This window comes from Paractinoplanes lichenicola (assembly GCF_016785085.1).
Taxonomy (GTDB): Bacteria; Actinomycetota; Actinomycetes; order Mycobacteriales; family Micromonosporaceae; genus Actinoplanes; species Actinoplanes lichenicola.
Genome location: NZ_JAENHO010000005.1, coordinates 107,011 through 123,308 on the forward strand (window position 1 = coordinate 107,011; position 16,298 = coordinate 123,308).

The following is a 16,298-nucleotide window of genomic DNA, read 5'->3' on the forward strand; positions in this document are numbered from 1 at the left end:
GCCGGCCGTGGCCCGCGGAGCTCAACGTGAGACGGCTTTGGCTGGCCCGGCACGCCGAGGCGACTATCGACGAGTCGGGGCTGACCGCGGCCGGACGGCGTCAGGCCGAGCTGCTGGGGCAGCGGCTGATCAACGCCGGCCTCACCCGGATCAGCCACAGCCCGCTGGCCCGCGCCGTCGAGACGGCCGAGATCGTCGCCGCGGCCCTGCCCGGCGTGCCGGTCGAGGTCGCCGCGGAGCTCGACGACTCCGAGCCGTCGGAGGATCCCGCGGCCGCCGAGGCGATGGTGGCCCGGTTCGCGAACCCGGCGGCCGACGAGCTCTGCATCACGCACAACTTCCAGATCGGCTGGTTCCTGCGGGCCGCGCTCCAGTCGCCGCCCGAGCGCTGGCTCGGCCTCAACTCCTGCAACACCGGCGTCACCGTGCTGCAGTGGCGGCCGGGCCGGCCGGGGGCGACGCCGCTGGTCTTCAACGACGTTTCCCACTTGCCGCCCGAGCTGCGCTGGACAGGCTTCCCGCCGGAGCTCAGCGTGCCGTAAGCGGGCCGGCGGTAAAGATAAAGACGCAAGCGGGCGGGCGATACAGGAGCGGTCAGGCCGGCGGTGTGGAGGCGGTCAGGCCATCGGTGGTGAGGATGCGGACGGCCGCGTCGACGTCGGAGAGGTCGGGCAGCACGGCGTGGGCGCCCGCCAGCACGAGGTCGGCCATCTTGGTCCGGCCCGTCGCCACGGCCACGGCGAAGGCGCCGTTCGCCAGCGCCGCCGTCACGTCGTGCTCGGTGTCGCCGATGACGACGGGATCGAACCGTTCGCCGTATTTGGCCTCGGCCCGTTCCAGGCTGCGCCGCACCAGGGTGGCGCGCACGCTGTCGTCGGTGCCGTAGCCGCCGACCCCGGCGTCGAACGCGTCGCTGAGCCCGAACGCCGCGACCTTGGCCGCCGCCACCTCGGGCACGTTTCCGGTGACCAGCGTCTGCACGACCTGCGGGTCGTCACCGAGGCGGGCCAGCACCTCGCGGACGCCCGGCATCAGCGCACCCTCCTCGGCGAACAGGTGTTTGACGCGCTCCACCTCGGCCACGTAGCGCAGGAAGAACCGCTCGGGCGTGCAGTCGGTGATCCCGTGCGTCGCGAAGACCTCGGCGCAGATGTCCATGTCCGTACGCCCGCCGAAGTTCGGCGTCGCCCGCCAGGGCACCCCGGTCAGCTCGGCGAAGGCCGCCCGCCAGGCAACGGTGGCCGCGCCGCCGGCCCGCAGCAGCGTGTAGTCGATGTCCCACATCACCAGGCGTCTCACTCGCGCAACACCCGCTCGATGTGCTCCACCTTGGCGGTGAGCGCCCCGGTCACCCCGGGGCGCACGTCCGCCTTGATCGAGACGCTGACCCGCGGCGCCTTGGCCGCCACCGCGTCGACGGCCGCCTTGACGACGGCCATCACCTCGTCCCATTCGCCCTCGACCGTGGTGAACATGGCGTCGGTGCGATGGGGCAGCCCGGAGGCACGCACCACACGCACCGCCTCGGCGACCAGATCGCCGACGGAATCACCCACCCCGAGGGGTGTCACAGAGAAAGCAACCAGCACCCGCCCATCGTCGCAGGCCCTCCCCGTACGAAGGCAAGCCTGTGGACAACGGCCGCGAGAGCGCTCTCAGGTCGCGTTCCCCCTGGTGACGACGCCGACGCGTACGCAGAGTGAACGTGAAAGCGGATCGCGCTCTCAGCGTTTCGCCGCGTCCAGGGCCTCGCGGATCGTCGCCGCCGGGGCCGGGGTGCCGGGCAGTTCGCCGTACGAGCCGTAGGGCGGGCCGTAGACCGGGGTGCCCGGCTCCTGCCGCCAGCTGTCCGCGAGCGTGCCGGCGTCCACCGCGTCGTAACCGATCGTGTCGAGGAACTCCGTCACCCTCTGCTTGGCGGCCGCGTCGTCCCCGGCGATCGGCAGGGCCGAACGATCGGCGGCGCCGCTCGGCTGGGCCAGGGCACCGAGGTGACCCGACCAGATGTTGTTGAAGACCTTCACGACCTGAGCCGAACCGAGCGCCCGCTGCTCGACCTCGGCGCTGGTCAGCTCGCCCTTGTCGATCGCCGCGAACTGCCCGTCCCGCTCCGGGTAGTAGTTGTTCGTGTCGAGCACGACCTTGCCGGCCAGCTCGCCCACCGGCAGCTGCGGGTGCGCCTTGAACGGCACGCTCACCACCACCAGGTCACCGGCCGCGGCAGCCTCGGTCGCGGTGGCCGCGCGCGCCTTCGGCCCCAGCTCGCCCACGAATTCCTGCAGGGTCTCGGGCCCGCGGGAATTGCTGACCACCACGTCGTAACCGGCCGCGACCGCGAGCCGTGCCACCGTGCCGCCGATGTTCCCGCTTCCGATAAAACCGATCGTCGTCATGACCGCGACAACCCGGCCGGGAACAACGGGATTCCGTGATTTACAAGTTAGCAACGACACGTATAAACCGGTATCGGGCAGGCGGCGGAGTGCCCGTGGCCAGCGACGGCACTAGCGTTCGCGCCGTGATTACCGCAGAAGCAGCCGGCACGTGGACCCTCGGCGATCAGGTCGTCAACCGGATGGGTTTCGGCTCGATGCGGCTCACGCCCCGTCCCGACCGGAGCGTGGCCGTGCGCGTGCTGCGCCGGGCGGTCGAGTTGGGCGTCAACCACATCGACACCGCCGCTTTCTACGTTTCCCCCGGCGGCATTCTCGGGGTCGGCACCGGCGCGGCCAGGTTCGCCACCGAGCTCATCCGAGAAGCCCTTTCCCCGTACGATCCCCGCCTGTTCCTCGCCACGAAGGTGGGCCCGGGAATCCTGCCGTCGGGCGAGTTCGAGACCGCCGAGACCCCCGCGCGACTGCGGGCCCAGGTCGAGGAGAACCTCCGCCGCCTCGGCGTGGACCGGCTCGACCTGGTCAACCTGCGCCTGACCCGGCGCGACGGCCCGATCGCCGACCGGTTCGCGGCCCTGGCCGCCCTGCGCGACGAGGGCCTGATCCGGCATCTGGGCCTGTCCAACGCGACGCCGGCGCACGTGGACGAGGCTTCGGCGATCGCACCGGTCGTGTGCGTCCAGAACAGCTACGCCCTCGACCTGCGCCGCGATGATGACCTCCCGCGGGCATTGGCCGTACGGGGAATCGCCTTTGTGCCTTTCTTCGCCATCGCCGGCCCCAGCCGCGAGGACGGCGCCACGGCCGTGACCGACGCCGCCGTGAACAGCCTGGCCGAGGCGCGTGGGGTGACCCCGCATCAGATTCGTCTGGCGTGGACGCTTCATCAGGGCGAGAACGTTCTCGCCATTCCCGGCACCGGCGACGAGGCCCATCTGGAGCAGAACATCGCCGCCGGTGCGCTGAAACTGACCGCCGAGGAGTTGGCCCGGCTCGAATGAGTTATGAGCGGAGCAGCGTGCAGACGTCGCGGGCCAATGCGGTGGAGGCCTCGATCTCGGCCTTGCGGATCGACACGCTTTCCACATTGAAGCCGTACGGCATGCCGAGGCGCTCGCAATAGGCCTTGAGGTCGCGGGCGATGGCCAGGCATTCGCGGCGGGAATCGGCCAGCGGGTCGGCGGATTCGCGCAGCTCGGTGGCCAGCCACGGGGGCACCTCGACGCCCAGCCAGGCCAGGAATTCGAGGGTCTTCGGGGAGCCGCAGACCGAGAGCGTGAAGATGAGCGGGCGGGGCGTGATCTCCGCCTCGCGGCAGGCGTAGAAATAGTCGGAGACCAGGTTCTTCGTCTCGTTCAAGTCATAGATCACCTGCGAGACGAAGAACGTGCAGCCGCGCTCCTGTTTGGTCAGCATGCGCAGGTGCTCGTCGCCGTGACGAGCGTGCCGCTCGCCGATCACCACGGCGCCCAGCGGCAGGCCCGGGCTCACCTCGCGGTGCAGTTGCTGCGCGCGGCGCAACGACGTCCGGACGGGCTTGGCGCCCGACGACGAGCCGACGAGCACAGTGAGAACCCCGTCGGTGGCTGTGGACAGCCAGCCGCGCAGATCCTGCTCGGTGTATTTGCCGACGCTGCGGTAGACGATCGTGGGCTTGTCCCAGTCGCCGAGGTGGTCGGTGTGGAACGACGCCGGGTCGAGCGTCGGCAGATAGGGGAACGGGCGCTCGTCGGGATTGCGGTCCGACTCGTCGTCGATGTCGTAGAGGATCAGGCCGTCGAGATCGAGGCCGGCCAGGCGGCGCACGGTGACCTCGGCTATCTCCTTGACCCGCTCGGGGGCGGTGGCGCGGCGAGGCGGAGTGATGCTGAAGAGCATCACCCCGCCCTGTGCTTCGGCGATTTTCGACTGCAGCGAGTTACGTGACACGGGCCCAGCGTAGAGAAGGGCCTACTTGTGGTCGGCGCAGCAGGGGGTCGGATCCCGCGTTTCGAACGGCACGAGCACCCCGCCGGCGGCCGGCATGGTCACCAGCACGAGATCGCCGCCGCGGTACTGGGGGCGTACGAAATCGCGGGTGTCCACGACGGCGTCGTCGTCGGCCACGCCCGAGCCGAGCACCTCGACCCGGTCGATCGCGGTGCGCTCGAGCAGCTCGGCAACCGTGAGCCGACCGGTCAGATCCGCCGAGCCCGGGAAGATCACGGCTCGCCCGAACTTCCCCGTCGCGGCGGCGTCGGCGCCCTCTTGAAGATCATCCGCCGTCTCGTAGGACCGGGACGACGTCACGCTGATCGCGACGTGCGGGAACGGCGTCTGCACCAGGTGCGTACAGGCAAGGGAGGGCGCCGGATCCAGCGCGAGGATCCAGTGGTCGGCTTCGGCCACCTGCCGGTGACCGAAGCTGACCCCCGTCAAGGTCACTTGGGAAGGACCCAGATCGGGTTGGTGTAGAACCACAGGTCGCCCCACGGGTCGGCGTCGCCGAGCACGTCGAGCTTCGGGCCCACCGGGTCGACCGCGGCGCCCATCAGGCCGGCCTGGGTGCGCTTGGCGTCGGTGCCGCGGACGCGCACGTAGAACGGCTTGTCGAGTCGGCCGAACGAGTAGGTCAGCGACAGCTTGCCCGACGTCTTGCTGACCTCGAACGACTTGACCACCTTGGTGTTGGGGGCGGTGAAGGCGTCCTTGTCGGCGACCGGGCCGGTGACCGTGCCGACGATGACGTCGACGCGCTTGAGCACCGGGATGAACTGCGCCCAGTTCGGCACGTCCTGCAGGTCGATGTCGAGGGTGATCTCGGTCGAGGTGCCACGCTTGACGTGCAGCACGCCGCCGAGCGGGGTGCCGGACGACCAGCGGCGGTCCCCGCCGACCCGGACCCGGGCGTCCAGGCCCTTGATCAGGCGGCCGTGGTCGACCCAGACGCGGCCGGCGCGCAGGCCGTCCATGACCTGCTTGTAGCCCCACGACGACGCGCCGACGTTGGTGCGGCCGTAGAAGCCGGGCCAGAAGTCACCCGCCGTGGTCAGCGTCTTGCCGGTGTAGACCGGGTCGTTGTATTTGCCGTTGGCCTCGAAGTCGCTGCCCGGGCCCCGGTCCGACTGGTCCAGGTAGTTGACGTGCGAGTCCGAGTTGACCGTGATCCACCAGGCCTTGCCCTCGGCGAGCAGGCTGTCCCAGAGGCCGCCGACGGTCGACGTCATCCAGTCGAAGCCACCCCAAGTGCGGTAGCTCTCCGGCGGGTAGCCCGGGAACGAGGCGGCCGACGGGTTGTTGTCGTAGTAGCCGCGCGCGCCGCCCCGGCCGTTCGGGGCGGGGATGCCGGCGGCCTGGTGGCCGGGCGCGCCCTCGAAGCCGACGGCGACCGACGGGTCGGCGTCGCGCCAGTTGCGGATCTCGTGCGGCGAGTCGATGCCGCGCCGGGCCGGGTGGTTGGCCAGGAACAGGGCGGCCTCGACCTTGCGGGCCCGCACCTGGGAGCCGAGGAACTTGATGCCGGCGATCGCGGCGGCCTCGTTCTGCTCCGGGGTGTTGGTGGTGGGCAGCAGGTTGCCGTCGTAGTTGTTCTCGAACTGCTTGAGAACCTCGACCTCGTGCTTGCTCGGGGCCACGAAGACGGTCGCGTGCTCGGCGGCCGGGATGTTCCACTCCAGGCCCTGGAACGTGAGCAGGTCCTTGAGCTCCTCGCGGGTGGCCCGGATGTCCGGGTTCACCTTCTCCACGCCGATCTTGGCGTGCGCGACGCTGCCGTGGTCGGTGATGACGACCCAGTCGAGACCGAACGCGCGGCCGTGCTTGGCCTGGTCGATCACCCGGTACTGGGCGTCCGAGCTGTACTGCGTGTGGATGTGGTGGTCGCCGGCGAGCCAGGTGAACCCGCCCTTGTCGGTGCCGCCACCGGCCGGGCCGTGGCTGTGCGGCAGACCCGCGGCCTGAGCGGCGGTCGGGGTGGCCAGCACAGAGGCGGCAGCGCCCGCGCCGAGCAGGCCCGCGCCGCGAAGGAAGCCACGCCGCGAGACGTCGGACGGCGACAGTTCGCTGTCCGGGATGCTCAGGTCGAGAGCCGCGGGAACGTCGCCGCCGGCGGACTCGTGCGCGTGGTCGTGATGATGGTCGTGACCGTGACCCATATCGGTGATCTCCCACAGATGGATGCATGCGTACTCGGGCACACATTCGTCGCGATAGATCAACAGTGCATGTACCAAGCCTTACTTTCGTCAGTACGGGCGGCTGCCGTTCGGGTCGGGCGCGAGCACCACCTGCGCATCTAGCGTCTCTCAGCGTGTTGATGACACTGGAGAAACTGACGAAGCGGTTCGGCGCCACGGTGGCCGTCGACGGGCTCGACGTCGAGATCCGGCCGGGCCGGGTCACCGGCTTCCTCGGGCCCAACGGCGCCGGCAAGTCGACGACCATGCGGATGATCCTCGACCTGGACCGGCCGACGTCCGGGCGCGCGCTCCTCGATGGACGATCCTATTCCGCGTACGAGTGGCCCCTGCGCCACGTCGGCGCGCTGCTCGAGGCGGGGGCGGTGCATCCGGGGCGCACCGGGCGCAATCACCTGCTCGCCATGGCCAGGAGCAATGCGATTCCCGTACGCCGGGTGGACGAGGTGCTGGAGCTGGCCGGGCTGGGCGGATCCGCCCGTAAGCGGGCCGGCGCCTACTCGATGGGCATGCGCCAGCGGCTCGGGATCGCCGGCGCGCTGCTGGGCGACCCGCCCGTGGTCGTCCTCGACGAGCCGGTCAACGGCCTCGACCCGGACGGTGTGCGATGGATCCGCGGCCTGATGCGCGGGCTCGCCGCCGAGGGGCGCACGGTGTTCGTCTCGAGCCACCTGCTCAGCGAGATGCAGGTGACCGCCGACCACCTGATCGTGATCGGCCGCGGCCGGCTGCTCGCGGACGCGCCGCTGGCCGAGATCGTCGCCGGGCACGCCTCGCTCGAGGACGCCTACTACCAGCTGACCGACGGGAGCGTGCTGTCATGACCCGGCTCCGAGCGGCGATCGGCGCCGAATGGACCAAGCTGTGGACCACCCGTACGGTCTGGTGGGCCCTGCTGTCGGCCCTGGTGCTGATGGCCGCGGGCGCCGGCCAGTACGCGCTCTACGCCGGGAACGGCGACCTGCCCGCGAGCGTCTTCCGCGACGGCCTGGTGCCGGCCGGGAGCATCGCCGTGCTCGCGCTCAGCTTCGCGCAACTGGCCTTCCTGGCGCTGGCGATGCTGGCCATGACCAGCGAGTTCTCCACCGGCACGATCCGGTCGTCGCTGACCTGGGTGCCCGCCCGCGGCCGGCTCCTGCTCGCCAAATGCGCGGTGGTGGCCGCCGTGACGTTCGTGACGGGCGTGGTCGCCGGCCTGCTGGGCTCGCTGGTCGCCCGCCCGCTGCTGGACGACCTGGGCACCTCGGCCGGCGTCCTCACCCAGAGCCTGAAGATCGGCCTCTACCTGGCCGTGCTCGGCATCCTGGCGGTCGGTCTCGGCGCGGCGTTGCGCGGCCCGGTGCTCACCCTGGTCGTCCTGCTGCTGCTGATCGTCGTGGTGCCGCCGCTGCTCCAGGTGCCGGACATCGCCGTCCTCAACGCCGTGGCCGACGCCATGCCCGGCGTCGCGGGCAACCACTTCCTGGAGGGCGACTCGCCGCTCGTCGGCCTCGCGATCGTGTCGGCGTGGGCGATCGCGGCGGTCCTCGCGGGCCGTGCCGTCCTGCAGCGGCGTGACGCCTAGACCAGTCCGGCCTCGTACGCGACGATCGCCGCCTGCACGCGGTTGCGGACGCCGAGACGGCTCAGCACGCTGCTCACGTACGCCTTGACCGTGCCCTCGACGAGGAAGAGCCGCCGCCCGATCTCCGCATTGGACAGTCCCTCCCCGATCAGGGCGAGCACCTCGCGCTCACGATCGGTCAGGACGTCCACCTTGGACCGGGCGGCGGCCCCCGAGCCCAGTCGAGGGCCGGCCAGGTCGGTGATGACCCGGTGCGCCACCCGCGGTGACAGGTAGGCCGCGCCCGCCGCCACGGCCCGGATTCCCGCGGTCAGCTCACGCGGGTCGCTCGACTTGAGCAGAAACCCGGCCGCCCCCGCCGCGATGGCCCGCACGATGTATTCGTCCTCGCCGAACGTGGTCAGCACGAGCACCCCGCACTCCGGAACCAGCCGCCGGATCTCGGCCGCCGCCGACAACCCGTCCTGCCGCGGCATCCGGATGTCGAGCAGCACCACCTCGGGCCGGTGCCGCCGCACCAGCTCGACCGCCTCGACCCCGTCCCCGGCCTCCCCGACGACGTCGATCCCGTCGTCGTTGTCGAGGATCGCCCGGATCCCCGCCCGGATCATCGCCTCGTCATCGGCCACCAGCACCCTGACACTCACCCGCGCACCTTCGCTCACTTGAGTCGTTCCTTGCTGGTCAGGCGGGCGTCGGTGAAGCACAACCGGTAGGCGGCGTCGGCCATCGGGAAGTTGCCGTCGCTGTAGAGCTCGCACCCCGCCGCCTTGTCGCCCGCCGCCTCCCGCGACGGCAGCACCCCGGCCAGTTCGGCGCGCGGCGTACCGATGCGCATGCGCTCGAAAGCGGACTCCTCCAGCACCGACCCGGCCACCGCGAACGGGTAGTAGCCGAGCGCGGTGACCAGCGCCAGCACGGCCGGGGTGAGCACGGCGGCGGCGAGGCTGCGGCGGGCCCGGCGGCGCATCTCGGTCTCGCCGGCCTCCTCCGGAACCGGCTCGCCCGACCGCGGGATCTCGGCCACGGTGCGAAAACCCCCGTCGGGTGTCGGCTCGGCGAGAAGACTTCCGCCTTTCAGCCGTACGCGTTCCCGCAGCCCCATCAGCCCCAGGCGCGCTGTGCCCCCGGCCGCGCGCGCTTCGTCCGGTGCGTCGTTGACAACCGCAATCGTCGACACATCGCCGTCGTCGCGCAGGGTGACCCGTACGGTGGCCCCCGGCGCATGCCGGCTCGCGTTGGTCAGGCCCTCGCGCACCACCTGGTAGGCCGTCCGCTCGGCGCCCTTCGGCAGTTCGCCCGACGTCGCCACGAGGATCGACATCCCGGCGTCGCGCGACTTCGCGATGAGCGCCCCGAGGTCGTCCTGCGTCGTCGGAGCCGCCTCCCCGTCCTCGCGCAGCACGCCGATGATCTCGCGCAGCTGGTCGGTGGCGGTCGCGGCCGACTCCCGGATCCGCCCCGCCGCCAGGCGTTGCTTCTCGGCCAGGCCCGGCGTCGTCTCGAGCGCACCGGCCGAAAGCGCGATCAGGCTCAGCTCGTGTCCGAGCGAGTCGTGCATCTCCTGAGCGATTCGCGCACGTTCGCGCAGTCGCACCATGCGCCGTTCCGACTCGAGGCGGGCCGCCCGCTCCCATCCGGCCGAGACGAGCCGGGTCTGCTGGGCGCGATAACGGCCGGCCAGCCACGGGAAGACCCCGAGCAGGACGAGCATCATCGCCAGCGAGAACCATTCGGCCTGGCTCGTCCCCAGCACGGCGAAGTTGAGCGCCGTACCAACGGCGGCGACGATCGCGAACGCCGCCGCGACCGCACGAATCCGCTCAGTGCGCAGCCCGACGAGGTAGCTCATGACCGGCAACGCGAACACGAAGTTGCCGTCCGCGAGCGTCCCGAGAACGACAACGAGCCAGCCCACGATCGGCCACCGCCGCACGGTCGCCGCGAGAACGCCCCCGGCCACGAGCGACCCGAGAATCCCGATCAGGTTCGCGCTCATCACATGATTGGCCAGAACCGGTGCCACCAGGACCGCCGCTATACCCCCGTCAACAGCCCACTCCCGCCGCCCACCCATCCGACCAGGCTATCGACGCACCTCCCACCCCCACTACTGCCGAAAGTAACCCCACGTCGACCACTGCGCGCAGACCACCCGCAGCGCCCGATCGAAGCCGCGCGCTCAGCCGACGCGCCTCCCGCCCCTACTACTGCCGTAAGTAACCGCACGTTGCGCGTTCTGCGCAGGCGCCCCCGAGCAAGTGGTCGAAGCTACGCGTTCAGTCGACGCGCCTCCACCATTGCCGAAGTGAGCCCCGCGTTCAGCGTTGTGTGCAGGCGGCCCGCAACGAGTGGTCGAAGCTGCGCGCTTAGTCGACGCGGCCCCCACCCCCACTACGCCGAAGTAATCGCTGCGTTGAGCGTTGTGTGTAGGCGGCCCGGAGTGAGCGGTCGAAGCTGCGCGTTCGGTGCGCGCTGATCGGACCAAATGAAGGCGATCGGGGCGAGCGTTATTCGATCTTCGGCTGGTCAGGTGGGCGGGCGAAGTGAGCATTCAGTGCGCGGGGTGGGCGTCTGTGAGTGGGGCTGCCCCGGGATGGGTGCTCGGGCGCGCGTTTAGTGCGCAGGCTGATCGGGATGGGCGTTTCGGGTGAGCGTTTGTTGCGCGGAATGGGCGACAGGGTCAAGTTCCGTGCGTGGGCTGGCCGGGTCGCGTTCGGAGTGAGCGTTCAGTGCGCGGGGTGAGCGTTTGTGCGTGGGGCTGCCCGGGGTGGGTGTTCGGGTGCGCGTTTGGTGCGCGGGGTGAGCGTTTGTGCGTGGGGCTGCCCGGGGTGGATGTTCGGGTGAGCGTTTAGTGCGTGGGCTGATCGGGATGGGCGTTCGGGTGAGCGTTTGATGCGCGGAATGGGCGACAGGGCCGAGTTCCGGGCGTGGCCGGCGGGGTCGCATTTGGAGTGTTCGTTCTGCGCGTCGGGTGAGTGCTTTGGGCGTGGGCCGGCTGGACTGAGCGGTTGAAGTGAGCGATTGGTGCGCGAGTTGTCGCGCGGTGGTGGCCGAGGTCGAGCAGGAGCCGGGTCGCGGCGCGGGTGGGGCGGGGCGCGGCGGGTCAGATGACGGGGCGGAACAGGCCGAGGGCGATCGTTACGCCCAGCGTGGCAGCGGAGAGGGTGACGGCCGCGGCGATGAGGGCGGCGTCGGCGGTGCGGAAGAGTTGGCGGCGGGCGTACGTGCGGGGCAGTCCCGAGTCGAAGCCGCGGGCGTCCATTGCCACCGCTAGCCGGCCGCCGCGGCGGAGGGCTCCGACCAGCAGGGCGAAGGCCGTCGAGACGAAGAGGCGTACGGCGGTGATGGGGTTGCGGCCGGCGTCGATGCCGCGGGCTCGGCGGGCCAGGGTGAGCATCTGCCATTCGGTGCCGAGCAGGGGGAGCAGGCGGAAGGCGGCCAGCGCGCCGATGGCGAAGCGGGCGGGGGCCTTGGCGTTTTGCACCAGGGCGTCGGCCAGGTCGGTGGGGTCGGTGGTGGCGAAGACCAGCACGCCGGGGACGGCCACGGCGAACAGGCGCAGGATCAGGCCCAGCGCCGACATCAGCACGCCGGTCGTCACGTCGAACGGGCCCAGTTCGAGCAGCAGCGTGCCGGTGCGGTTGGCCGAGAACAGGACCATGGTGACCAGCAGGCCCAGCGACGCGACCAGCACCGGCCAGGCCCGGCGGGCCAGCGTCGAATAGCGGACGCCGAAGAGTGGCACCACGGCGAGCTCGATGGCCAGGGCGATCGCGGGGGTGAGCGGGTCGAGGGTGGCCAGCAGCGGCAGCGAGAACAGCATCGCCGCGGCCAGCTTGGCGACCGGGTTGCGCCGGGCCAGGGGCGCCGAGGGGTTGGCGATCGGCTGCAAAGCGAGATTCATGGGTGGGACCGCCGGCGGCGGGGGAGGGGGTCGCGCAGGCGAGCCTGGCCCAGGGCGAACGTGCGGTCGGCCACGGTCTGCACGAAGTCGTCGTCGTGGGTGACGGCCAGGATGCCGTGGCCGTCGTCGCGCAGGGTGGCCAGCAGGGTGACCAGCTCGATCCACGTCTTGCGGTCCTGGCCGAACGTCGGCTCGTCGAGCACCAGCAGCCTCGGCGCGGTGGCCAGCGCCGTGGCCACGCTCAGGCGGCGGGCCTCACCGCCCGAGAGCGTGTACGGATTCGCCCCGGCCAGCTTCGTCAGGCGCAGCCGGTCGAGCAGGTCGGCCACGGTGGCCGCGATCGCGGTGGCCGAGCGGCCCATCCGGCGCGGGCCGACCGCCAGCTCGTCGGCGACCTTGGACGTGACGAACTGGTGTTCCGGGTTTTGGAAGACCGAGCCGATCCGGCCGGTCAGCGTGGCCGCGCGCCATTTGTGCGGCGGGCGCCGGTCGCCGAAACCCGTGATCCGCCCCGCCGTCGGCGCCATCAGCCCGCCCAGCAGCAGCGCCAGCGTCGACTTGCCGGCCCCGTTCGGCCCGGTCACCGCCAGCACCTCGCCCGCACCGACCCCGAGCGTCACCGGGGCCAGCCGTTGCGCCAGCCCGACCCCTTCCCCCCGTACGAGGTCAGGGGTGGCCGCCGTGGCCGACTTGAGGGGCGGAATCGTGAAACCCGGGACCCACACGCCCTCGTCGGCGAGCCGGTCGCCGTAGGCCGCGAACACCATCTCGGGCGCGCCGTCGGCCCGGATCCCGCCGCCCGGCTCGAGCACCACCACCCGGTCGACCAGCGGCAACGCCTCGGCCACCCGATGCTCGACCAGCACCGTGGTGGTGTCGCGCAACAGCCCGAGCGATTCCCGTACGAGGGTGGCCCCGGCCGGATCGAGGTTGGCTGTCGGCTCGTCGAGCAGCAGCAGGCCCGGCCGCAGCGCCAGCACGCCGGCCAGGGCCAGTCGCTGGGCCTCGCCGCCGGAGAGCGCGCTGGTGGAGCGGGTGATCGGGTAGGGGAAGCCGACCCGGTCGAGCGCGTCGCTGACCCACGGCCAGATCTGCGCGGCCGGCACCCCGCGATTCTCCAGCCCGAAAGCCACGTCGTCGCCGCTGCGGGCCATCACGAGCTGGGTCTGCGGGTCCTGGAAGACGATGCCGACCTGCTCGCGGGCCTTGCGCGGGTCGAGCCCGTCGATCTCGATCGTGCCCTCGGCCTCGCCCGAGTCGTCGGGGAGCAGGCCGGCCAGCGCCGCGAGCAGGGTGCTCTTGCCGGCCCCGGAGGGACCCAGCAGGAGCACCCGCTCGCCGTGCGCGATGTGCAGGTCGACCTCGCGGACGGCCCAGGCTCGGCGGCCCGCATGCCGCCAGCCGAAACCGCGGAGGACGACCTCACTCATAACTTGAATGACACCAGATCAGACGAGCGCGCGCGAACGGCCCGCCGGGAACCTGTCGAGCACGCCGGTCTGGGCCAGCGCGCGGGTCAGCAGCACGCTGCCGAGCCCGGCGATGATCAGCGCCGATGCCGCGGTGAGGAGCACGTACGGGATGCGGAAGGAGCCCCACGCCGTGTCCGGATACCAGACGAAGACGTCGTAGATCGCGGCCACGATGCCCGCGGTCGCCCCGGCCAGCAGCGCGACCGGCAGCCGGTACACCCTGTAGGCGAAGATCGCGAAGATCAGCTCGGCGCCGAGGGCCTCGAGCGGGCCCTGCACGGCGATCGTCCAGCCCCAGCTCGTGCCGATCGCCACCGAGACCAGCGCGGCCAGCGACAACGTGTAGAAGGCGGCACCGGGCTTGCGCACGATCAGCGCGCCGAGCACGGCCGGCACCAGCCAGACCCCGTAGAGCAAGGCCCGGCCGGGCAGGGGGATGGCGTCGGCCGGCCCGTTGTAGAGCAGGCCCCAGGCCCAGAAGATGACGCCGAAGGCCACGGCGACGATCGAGGCTATGACGATGTCGATCGTCCGCCAACGGTTGTTCATGTGAGAACCTCCCAGTGGGTACCGGGAGGAGACGCACGCCGCCGCCGGGCGCGAACCCGGACACGGCGCGGCTGGAGAAGACCGAACTTCCTGCGCTGGCATTACCCAGATCAGGTGCGAGGGTCTGCGGTTGCCCGCACTCTCAGCGCTGTGCGCTCCCCTGTCGGAAAAACCTTTGTGTTTCGATGAACTTAACACCGGTGGCGGACAAGGGACAGCGAGGGAGTGATCACATGGAGATCAAGGCGCGGGGCCTGACCTTCGACGTCTACGAGGGCGGCCCGGCCGACGGCGAGCCGGTGCTGCTGCTGCACGGCTTCCCGCAGGATCACCGCGAGTTCGACCTGCTCGCGCCGCGGCTGCACGCCAAAGGCTTACGCACGTACGCCGTGGATCAGCGCGGCACGTCGCCCGGCGCGCGCCCGGCCGACGTCGGGGCCTACCGCCTGTCCGAGCCGACGGCCGACGCGGTGGCCGTGCTGGACGCGCTGGGCATCGAGTCCGCGCACGTCATCGGGCACGACTGGGGCGCGATCGTGGGCTGGTGGCTGGCCTCCGGCTATCCCGAGCGGGTGCGCACGCTGACCGCCGTCTCGGTGCCGCACCCCAAGGCCCTGGGCCTGGCCCTGCGCGTACGGGCGTCGCAGCGGGCGCGGATGGCGTACTTCAAGGTCTTTCAGTCGCAGGCCGCCGAGCGTTTCCTGCTGGCCCGTGACGGCGCCGTGCTGCGCGCGATGTTCAAGCCGATCGGGGCGAAGGGCGACAAGTACGTCCAGTCGATGCAGACCGATCCGGGCCGGCTCACCGGCGGCCTGAACTGGTATCGCGCGACGACCGGGAGCTCACCCGGCGGTCCCGGCATCATCCGCGTGCCCACCACGTACGTCTGGAGCGACAAGGACGGCGTGGTCTCGCTGACCGCCGCCCTGCGCACCCGGGACTGGGTCGAGGCCGACTATCAGCTGGTCGCGCTGCGGGGGGTCAGCCACTGGGTGCCGGAGCAGGCGTCCGCCGCGCTGGCCGACGCCGCCCTCTCCCGTATAGGCGTAGTTTGATTTCTGTTGAATCAGGGGAAACGGCAGCGTCATGGCGGGTGAGAAGAAGCGGCTCGGGCACGAGACCGAGAAACAGCGGTGGGACAGGAACTTCGGCGACCTGCTGCAGGAGCTCCGGGTCGTGCAGACCGGCATCCAGATCTTGTTCGCCTTCCTGCTGACGCTGCCGTTCAGCAGCGGTTTCCCCCGGGTCTCGCAGTTCCAGAAGGACACGTACGTGGTGGCCCTGCTGGCCGCCGCGGCCTCGACCGCGATGATCATCGGGCCGGTCGCCTTCCACCGGGCGCTGTTCCGTCAGGGCCGCAAGCCCGAGCTGGTGCGCTACGCCCATCGCCTGCTCAGCGGCGGCCTCGCGTTCCTGCTCGTGTCGATGGTCGCCTGCGTGCTGCTGGTGCTCGACTTCATCCTGACCCGGTGGATCGCGTTCGTCTTCGCGGGCATCGCGGCCGCCTTCTTCCTGACGTTCTGGGCGGGCATCCCGTTCCTGCGGCACAACTGGATCGACGACGACGCCGAGGAGGAGGACGAGCAGGTCAGCGGGGCCGACGTCACCGCCGGGGAGACCGCAACCCGAGCCTCTTGAGCTCCAGCTCGGCCAGCGCGTCGACCGCCGTGGCGTCGCCGTTGCGCCAGCTCTGCGCGATGTCGGGGCCCAGCTTGGCCAGGCGGTTGAGCGGCTGGGAGGCCAGGGCGCGCAGGGCCAGCAGGTCGCGTCCGGCGGGCTGATCGCGTACGGCGGAAGCCACCGCGGCCCGCCGCATCCAGCGCAACCGCAGCGGGAGCCAGAGGAAGAGCACGAGTGCGAACGGAACGGCCACCGCGATCAGGGCCACGACGATCGCCATGGTGTCGACGACGTCCTGCTGCTGCCGGCCCGCCTCGGCCAGGGAACGGGCGGCGTCGGCGGCGCCGGTGAACGGCTTGACCAGCTGATCGCCCACGAGCGGGACGTCACCGACCTTGTTGCCGGCGTCGGTCAGGTTGTCGGCGATGCCGCCGCCCGCGCTCTCCAGCTTGGCGCCCGGCACGCCCAGCTTCTCGACCATGTCGTTGACCCACAGACCCGCGCGGACCCAGAGATAGACCCACAGGACCACGATGATGTCGGTCAGGAGCTGGCGTACGGCGGTGGGCAGCCGGTCGGCGTAAGGCTTCACCGGCACAGAATCCCACGGGGAACGAG

At 71.1% G+C, this 16,298-nt stretch carries 17 protein-coding genes, 1 pseudogene and 1 riboswitch; of the genes and pseudogenes, 6 read left to right on the plus strand and 12 right to left on the minus strand.

The features are described from left to right. Positions 1 to 26: 26 nt before the first annotated feature. Positions 27 to 542 (plus strand): phosphoglycerate mutase family protein, encoded by a 516-nt coding sequence (locus JKJ07_RS17805; RefSeq protein ID WP_202992719.1) that lies wholly within the window; start codon positions 27 to 29, stop codon positions 540 to 542. 52 nt (positions 543 to 594) lie between these two features. On the opposite strand, the gene JKJ07_RS17810 is transcribed toward JKJ07_RS17805, so the two are convergent. The 3 genes from JKJ07_RS17810 to JKJ07_RS17820 form a co-directional block, all read right to left on the minus strand. Continuing rightward, on the minus strand, positions 595 to 1,299 hold the full coding sequence (locus JKJ07_RS17810) for an HAD family hydrolase (protein ID WP_307834309.1): 705 nt from the start codon (positions 1,297 to 1,299) through the stop codon (positions 595 to 597). After that, positions 1,296 to 1,589 carry an MTH1187 family thiamine-binding protein gene (locus tag JKJ07_RS17815; protein WP_202992720.1) on the minus strand — a complete coding sequence of 98 codons (294 nt, stop codon included), beginning with the start codon at positions 1,587 to 1,589 and terminating at the stop codon, positions 1,296 to 1,298. Before JKJ07_RS17815 ends, JKJ07_RS17810 begins: the two co-directional genes overlap by 4 nt. Positions 1,590 to 1,724: 135 nt before the next feature. Next, positions 1,725 to 2,393, minus strand: a complete 669-nt coding sequence (locus tag JKJ07_RS17820; protein WP_202992721.1) for an NADPH-dependent F420 reductase — start codon at positions 2,391 to 2,393, stop codon at positions 1,725 to 1,727. A gap of 125 nt (positions 2,394 to 2,518) precedes the next feature. Between JKJ07_RS17820 and JKJ07_RS17825 the strand changes: the two genes are divergently transcribed. Next, positions 2,519 to 3,394 (plus strand): aldo/keto reductase, encoded by an 876-nt coding sequence (locus tag JKJ07_RS17825; RefSeq protein ID WP_307834310.1) that lies wholly within the window; start codon positions 2,519 to 2,521, stop codon positions 3,392 to 3,394. Between the two features lies 1 nt (position 3,395). Here the strand turns inward: JKJ07_RS17825 and JKJ07_RS17830 are convergent, their stop codons facing one another. Genes JKJ07_RS17830 through JKJ07_RS17840 form a run of 3 tightly spaced genes read right to left on the minus strand, consistent with a single transcriptional unit; the run spans position 3,396 to position 6,589 of the window. Beyond that, positions 3,396 to 4,322 carry a methylenetetrahydrofolate reductase gene (locus tag JKJ07_RS17830; RefSeq protein ID WP_307834311.1) on the minus strand — a complete coding sequence of 309 codons (927 nt, stop codon included), beginning with the start codon at positions 4,320 to 4,322 and terminating at the stop codon, positions 3,396 to 3,398. Between the two features lie 21 nt (positions 4,323 to 4,343). Further along, complete coding sequence (locus tag JKJ07_RS17835; RefSeq protein WP_307834312.1) at positions 4,344 to 4,817, minus strand: hypothetical protein; 474 nt, start codon at positions 4,815 to 4,817, stop codon at positions 4,344 to 4,346. After that, on the minus strand, positions 4,814 to 6,589 hold the full coding sequence (locus JKJ07_RS17840) for a PHP domain-containing protein (protein WP_236029298.1): 1,776 nt from the start codon (positions 6,587 to 6,589) through the stop codon (positions 4,814 to 4,816). The genes JKJ07_RS17835 and JKJ07_RS17840 overlap by 4 nt, the downstream gene beginning before the upstream one ends. Before the next feature lie 98 nt (positions 6,590 to 6,687). Here JKJ07_RS17840 and JKJ07_RS17845 point away from each other — a divergent pair. Further along, positions 6,688 to 7,332, plus strand: a pseudogene (locus tag JKJ07_RS17845) (ABC transporter ATP-binding protein); the annotation flags it as partial. A 56-nt stretch (positions 7,333 to 7,388) separates the two neighbouring features. Further along, positions 7,389 to 8,132 (plus strand): ABC transporter permease, encoded by a 744-nt coding sequence (locus tag JKJ07_RS17850; protein WP_202992723.1) that lies wholly within the window; start codon positions 7,389 to 7,391, stop codon positions 8,130 to 8,132. On the opposite strand, the gene JKJ07_RS17855 is transcribed toward JKJ07_RS17850, so the two are convergent. The 5 genes from JKJ07_RS17855 to JKJ07_RS17875 form a co-directional block, all read right to left on the minus strand. Beyond that, the gene (locus JKJ07_RS17855; RefSeq protein WP_202992724.1) at positions 8,129 to 8,779 is read right to left on the minus strand and encodes a response regulator; all 651 of its coding nucleotides are present in this window, start codon (positions 8,777 to 8,779) and stop codon (positions 8,129 to 8,131) included. The two genes, JKJ07_RS17850 and JKJ07_RS17855, sit on opposite strands and share 4 nt — an antisense overlap. 14 nt (positions 8,780 to 8,793) lie before the next feature. Then, the gene (locus JKJ07_RS17860) at positions 8,794 to 9,984 is read right to left on the minus strand and encodes a sensor histidine kinase (RefSeq protein WP_438871415.1); all 1,191 of its coding nucleotides are present in this window, start codon (positions 9,982 to 9,984) and stop codon (positions 8,794 to 8,796) included. Positions 9,985 to 11,238: 1,254 nt separating this feature from the next. Further along, positions 11,239 to 12,039: an energy-coupling factor transporter transmembrane component T family protein gene (locus JKJ07_RS17865; protein ID WP_202992726.1), complete on the minus strand. Its 801-nt coding sequence runs from the start codon at positions 12,037 to 12,039 to the stop codon at positions 11,239 to 11,241. Further along, positions 12,036 to 13,469, minus strand: coding sequence for an ABC transporter ATP-binding protein (locus JKJ07_RS17870; protein WP_202992727.1), 1,434 nt, complete (start codon positions 13,467 to 13,469; stop codon positions 12,036 to 12,038). Before JKJ07_RS17870 ends, JKJ07_RS17865 begins: the two co-directional genes overlap by 4 nt. An 18-nt stretch (positions 13,470 to 13,487) precedes the next feature. Further along, the gene (locus JKJ07_RS17875; protein WP_202992728.1) at positions 13,488 to 14,060 is read right to left on the minus strand and encodes an ECF transporter S component; all 573 of its coding nucleotides are present in this window, start codon (positions 14,058 to 14,060) and stop codon (positions 13,488 to 13,490) included. A gap of 69 nt (positions 14,061 to 14,129) precedes the next feature. Then, a riboswitch (TPP riboswitch) is annotated at positions 14,130 to 14,232 on the minus strand. A gap of 61 nt (positions 14,233 to 14,293) precedes the next feature. Between JKJ07_RS17875 and JKJ07_RS17880 the strand changes: the two genes are divergently transcribed. Then, positions 14,294 to 15,115 (plus strand): alpha/beta fold hydrolase, encoded by an 822-nt coding sequence (locus tag JKJ07_RS17880; protein WP_202992729.1) that lies wholly within the window; start codon positions 14,294 to 14,296, stop codon positions 15,113 to 15,115. Positions 15,116 to 15,146: 31 nt separating this feature from the next. Further along, positions 15,147 to 15,698, plus strand: coding sequence for a DUF6328 family protein (locus JKJ07_RS17885; RefSeq protein ID WP_202992730.1), 552 nt, complete (start codon positions 15,147 to 15,149; stop codon positions 15,696 to 15,698). Here JKJ07_RS17885 and JKJ07_RS17890 read toward each other — a convergent pair. Further along, on the minus strand, positions 15,664 to 16,272 hold the full coding sequence (locus JKJ07_RS17890; RefSeq protein ID WP_202992731.1) for a hypothetical protein: 609 nt from the start codon (positions 16,270 to 16,272) through the stop codon (positions 15,664 to 15,666). The two genes, JKJ07_RS17885 and JKJ07_RS17890, sit on opposite strands and share 35 nt — an antisense overlap. Positions 16,273 to 16,298: the final 26 nt, after the last annotated feature.

What these genes read in the sequence shown, in the direction of transcription:
- JKJ07_RS17885 (WP_202992730.1), top strand. Translation starts at nt 15,147, where the DNA reads ATGGCGGGTGAGAAGAAGCGGCTCGGGCACGAGACCGAGAAACAGCGG.
- JKJ07_RS17875 (WP_202992728.1), bottom strand. Translation starts at nt 14,060, where the DNA reads ATGAACAACCGTTGGCGGACGATCGACATCGTCATAGCCTCGATCGTC.
- JKJ07_RS17850 (WP_202992723.1), top strand. Translation starts at nt 7,389, where the DNA reads ATGACCCGGCTCCGAGCGGCGATCGGCGCCGAATGGACCAAGCTGTGG.
- JKJ07_RS17860 (WP_438871415.1), bottom strand. Translation starts at nt 9,984, where the DNA reads ATGAGCTACCTCGTCGGGCTGCGCACTGAGCGGATTCGTGCGGTCGCG.
- JKJ07_RS17820 (WP_202992721.1), bottom strand. Translation starts at nt 2,393, where the DNA reads ATGACGACGATCGGTTTTATCGGAAGCGGGAACATCGGCGGCACGGTG.
- JKJ07_RS17880 (WP_202992729.1), top strand. Translation starts at nt 14,294, where the DNA reads ATGGAGATCAAGGCGCGGGGCCTGACCTTCGACGTCTACGAGGGCGGC.
- JKJ07_RS17865 (WP_202992726.1), bottom strand. Translation starts at nt 12,039, where the DNA reads ATGAATCTCGCTTTGCAGCCGATCGCCAACCCCTCGGCGCCCCTGGCC.
- JKJ07_RS17870 (WP_202992727.1), bottom strand. Translation starts at nt 13,469, where the DNA reads ATGAGTGAGGTCGTCCTCCGCGGTTTCGGCTGGCGGCATGCGGGCCGC.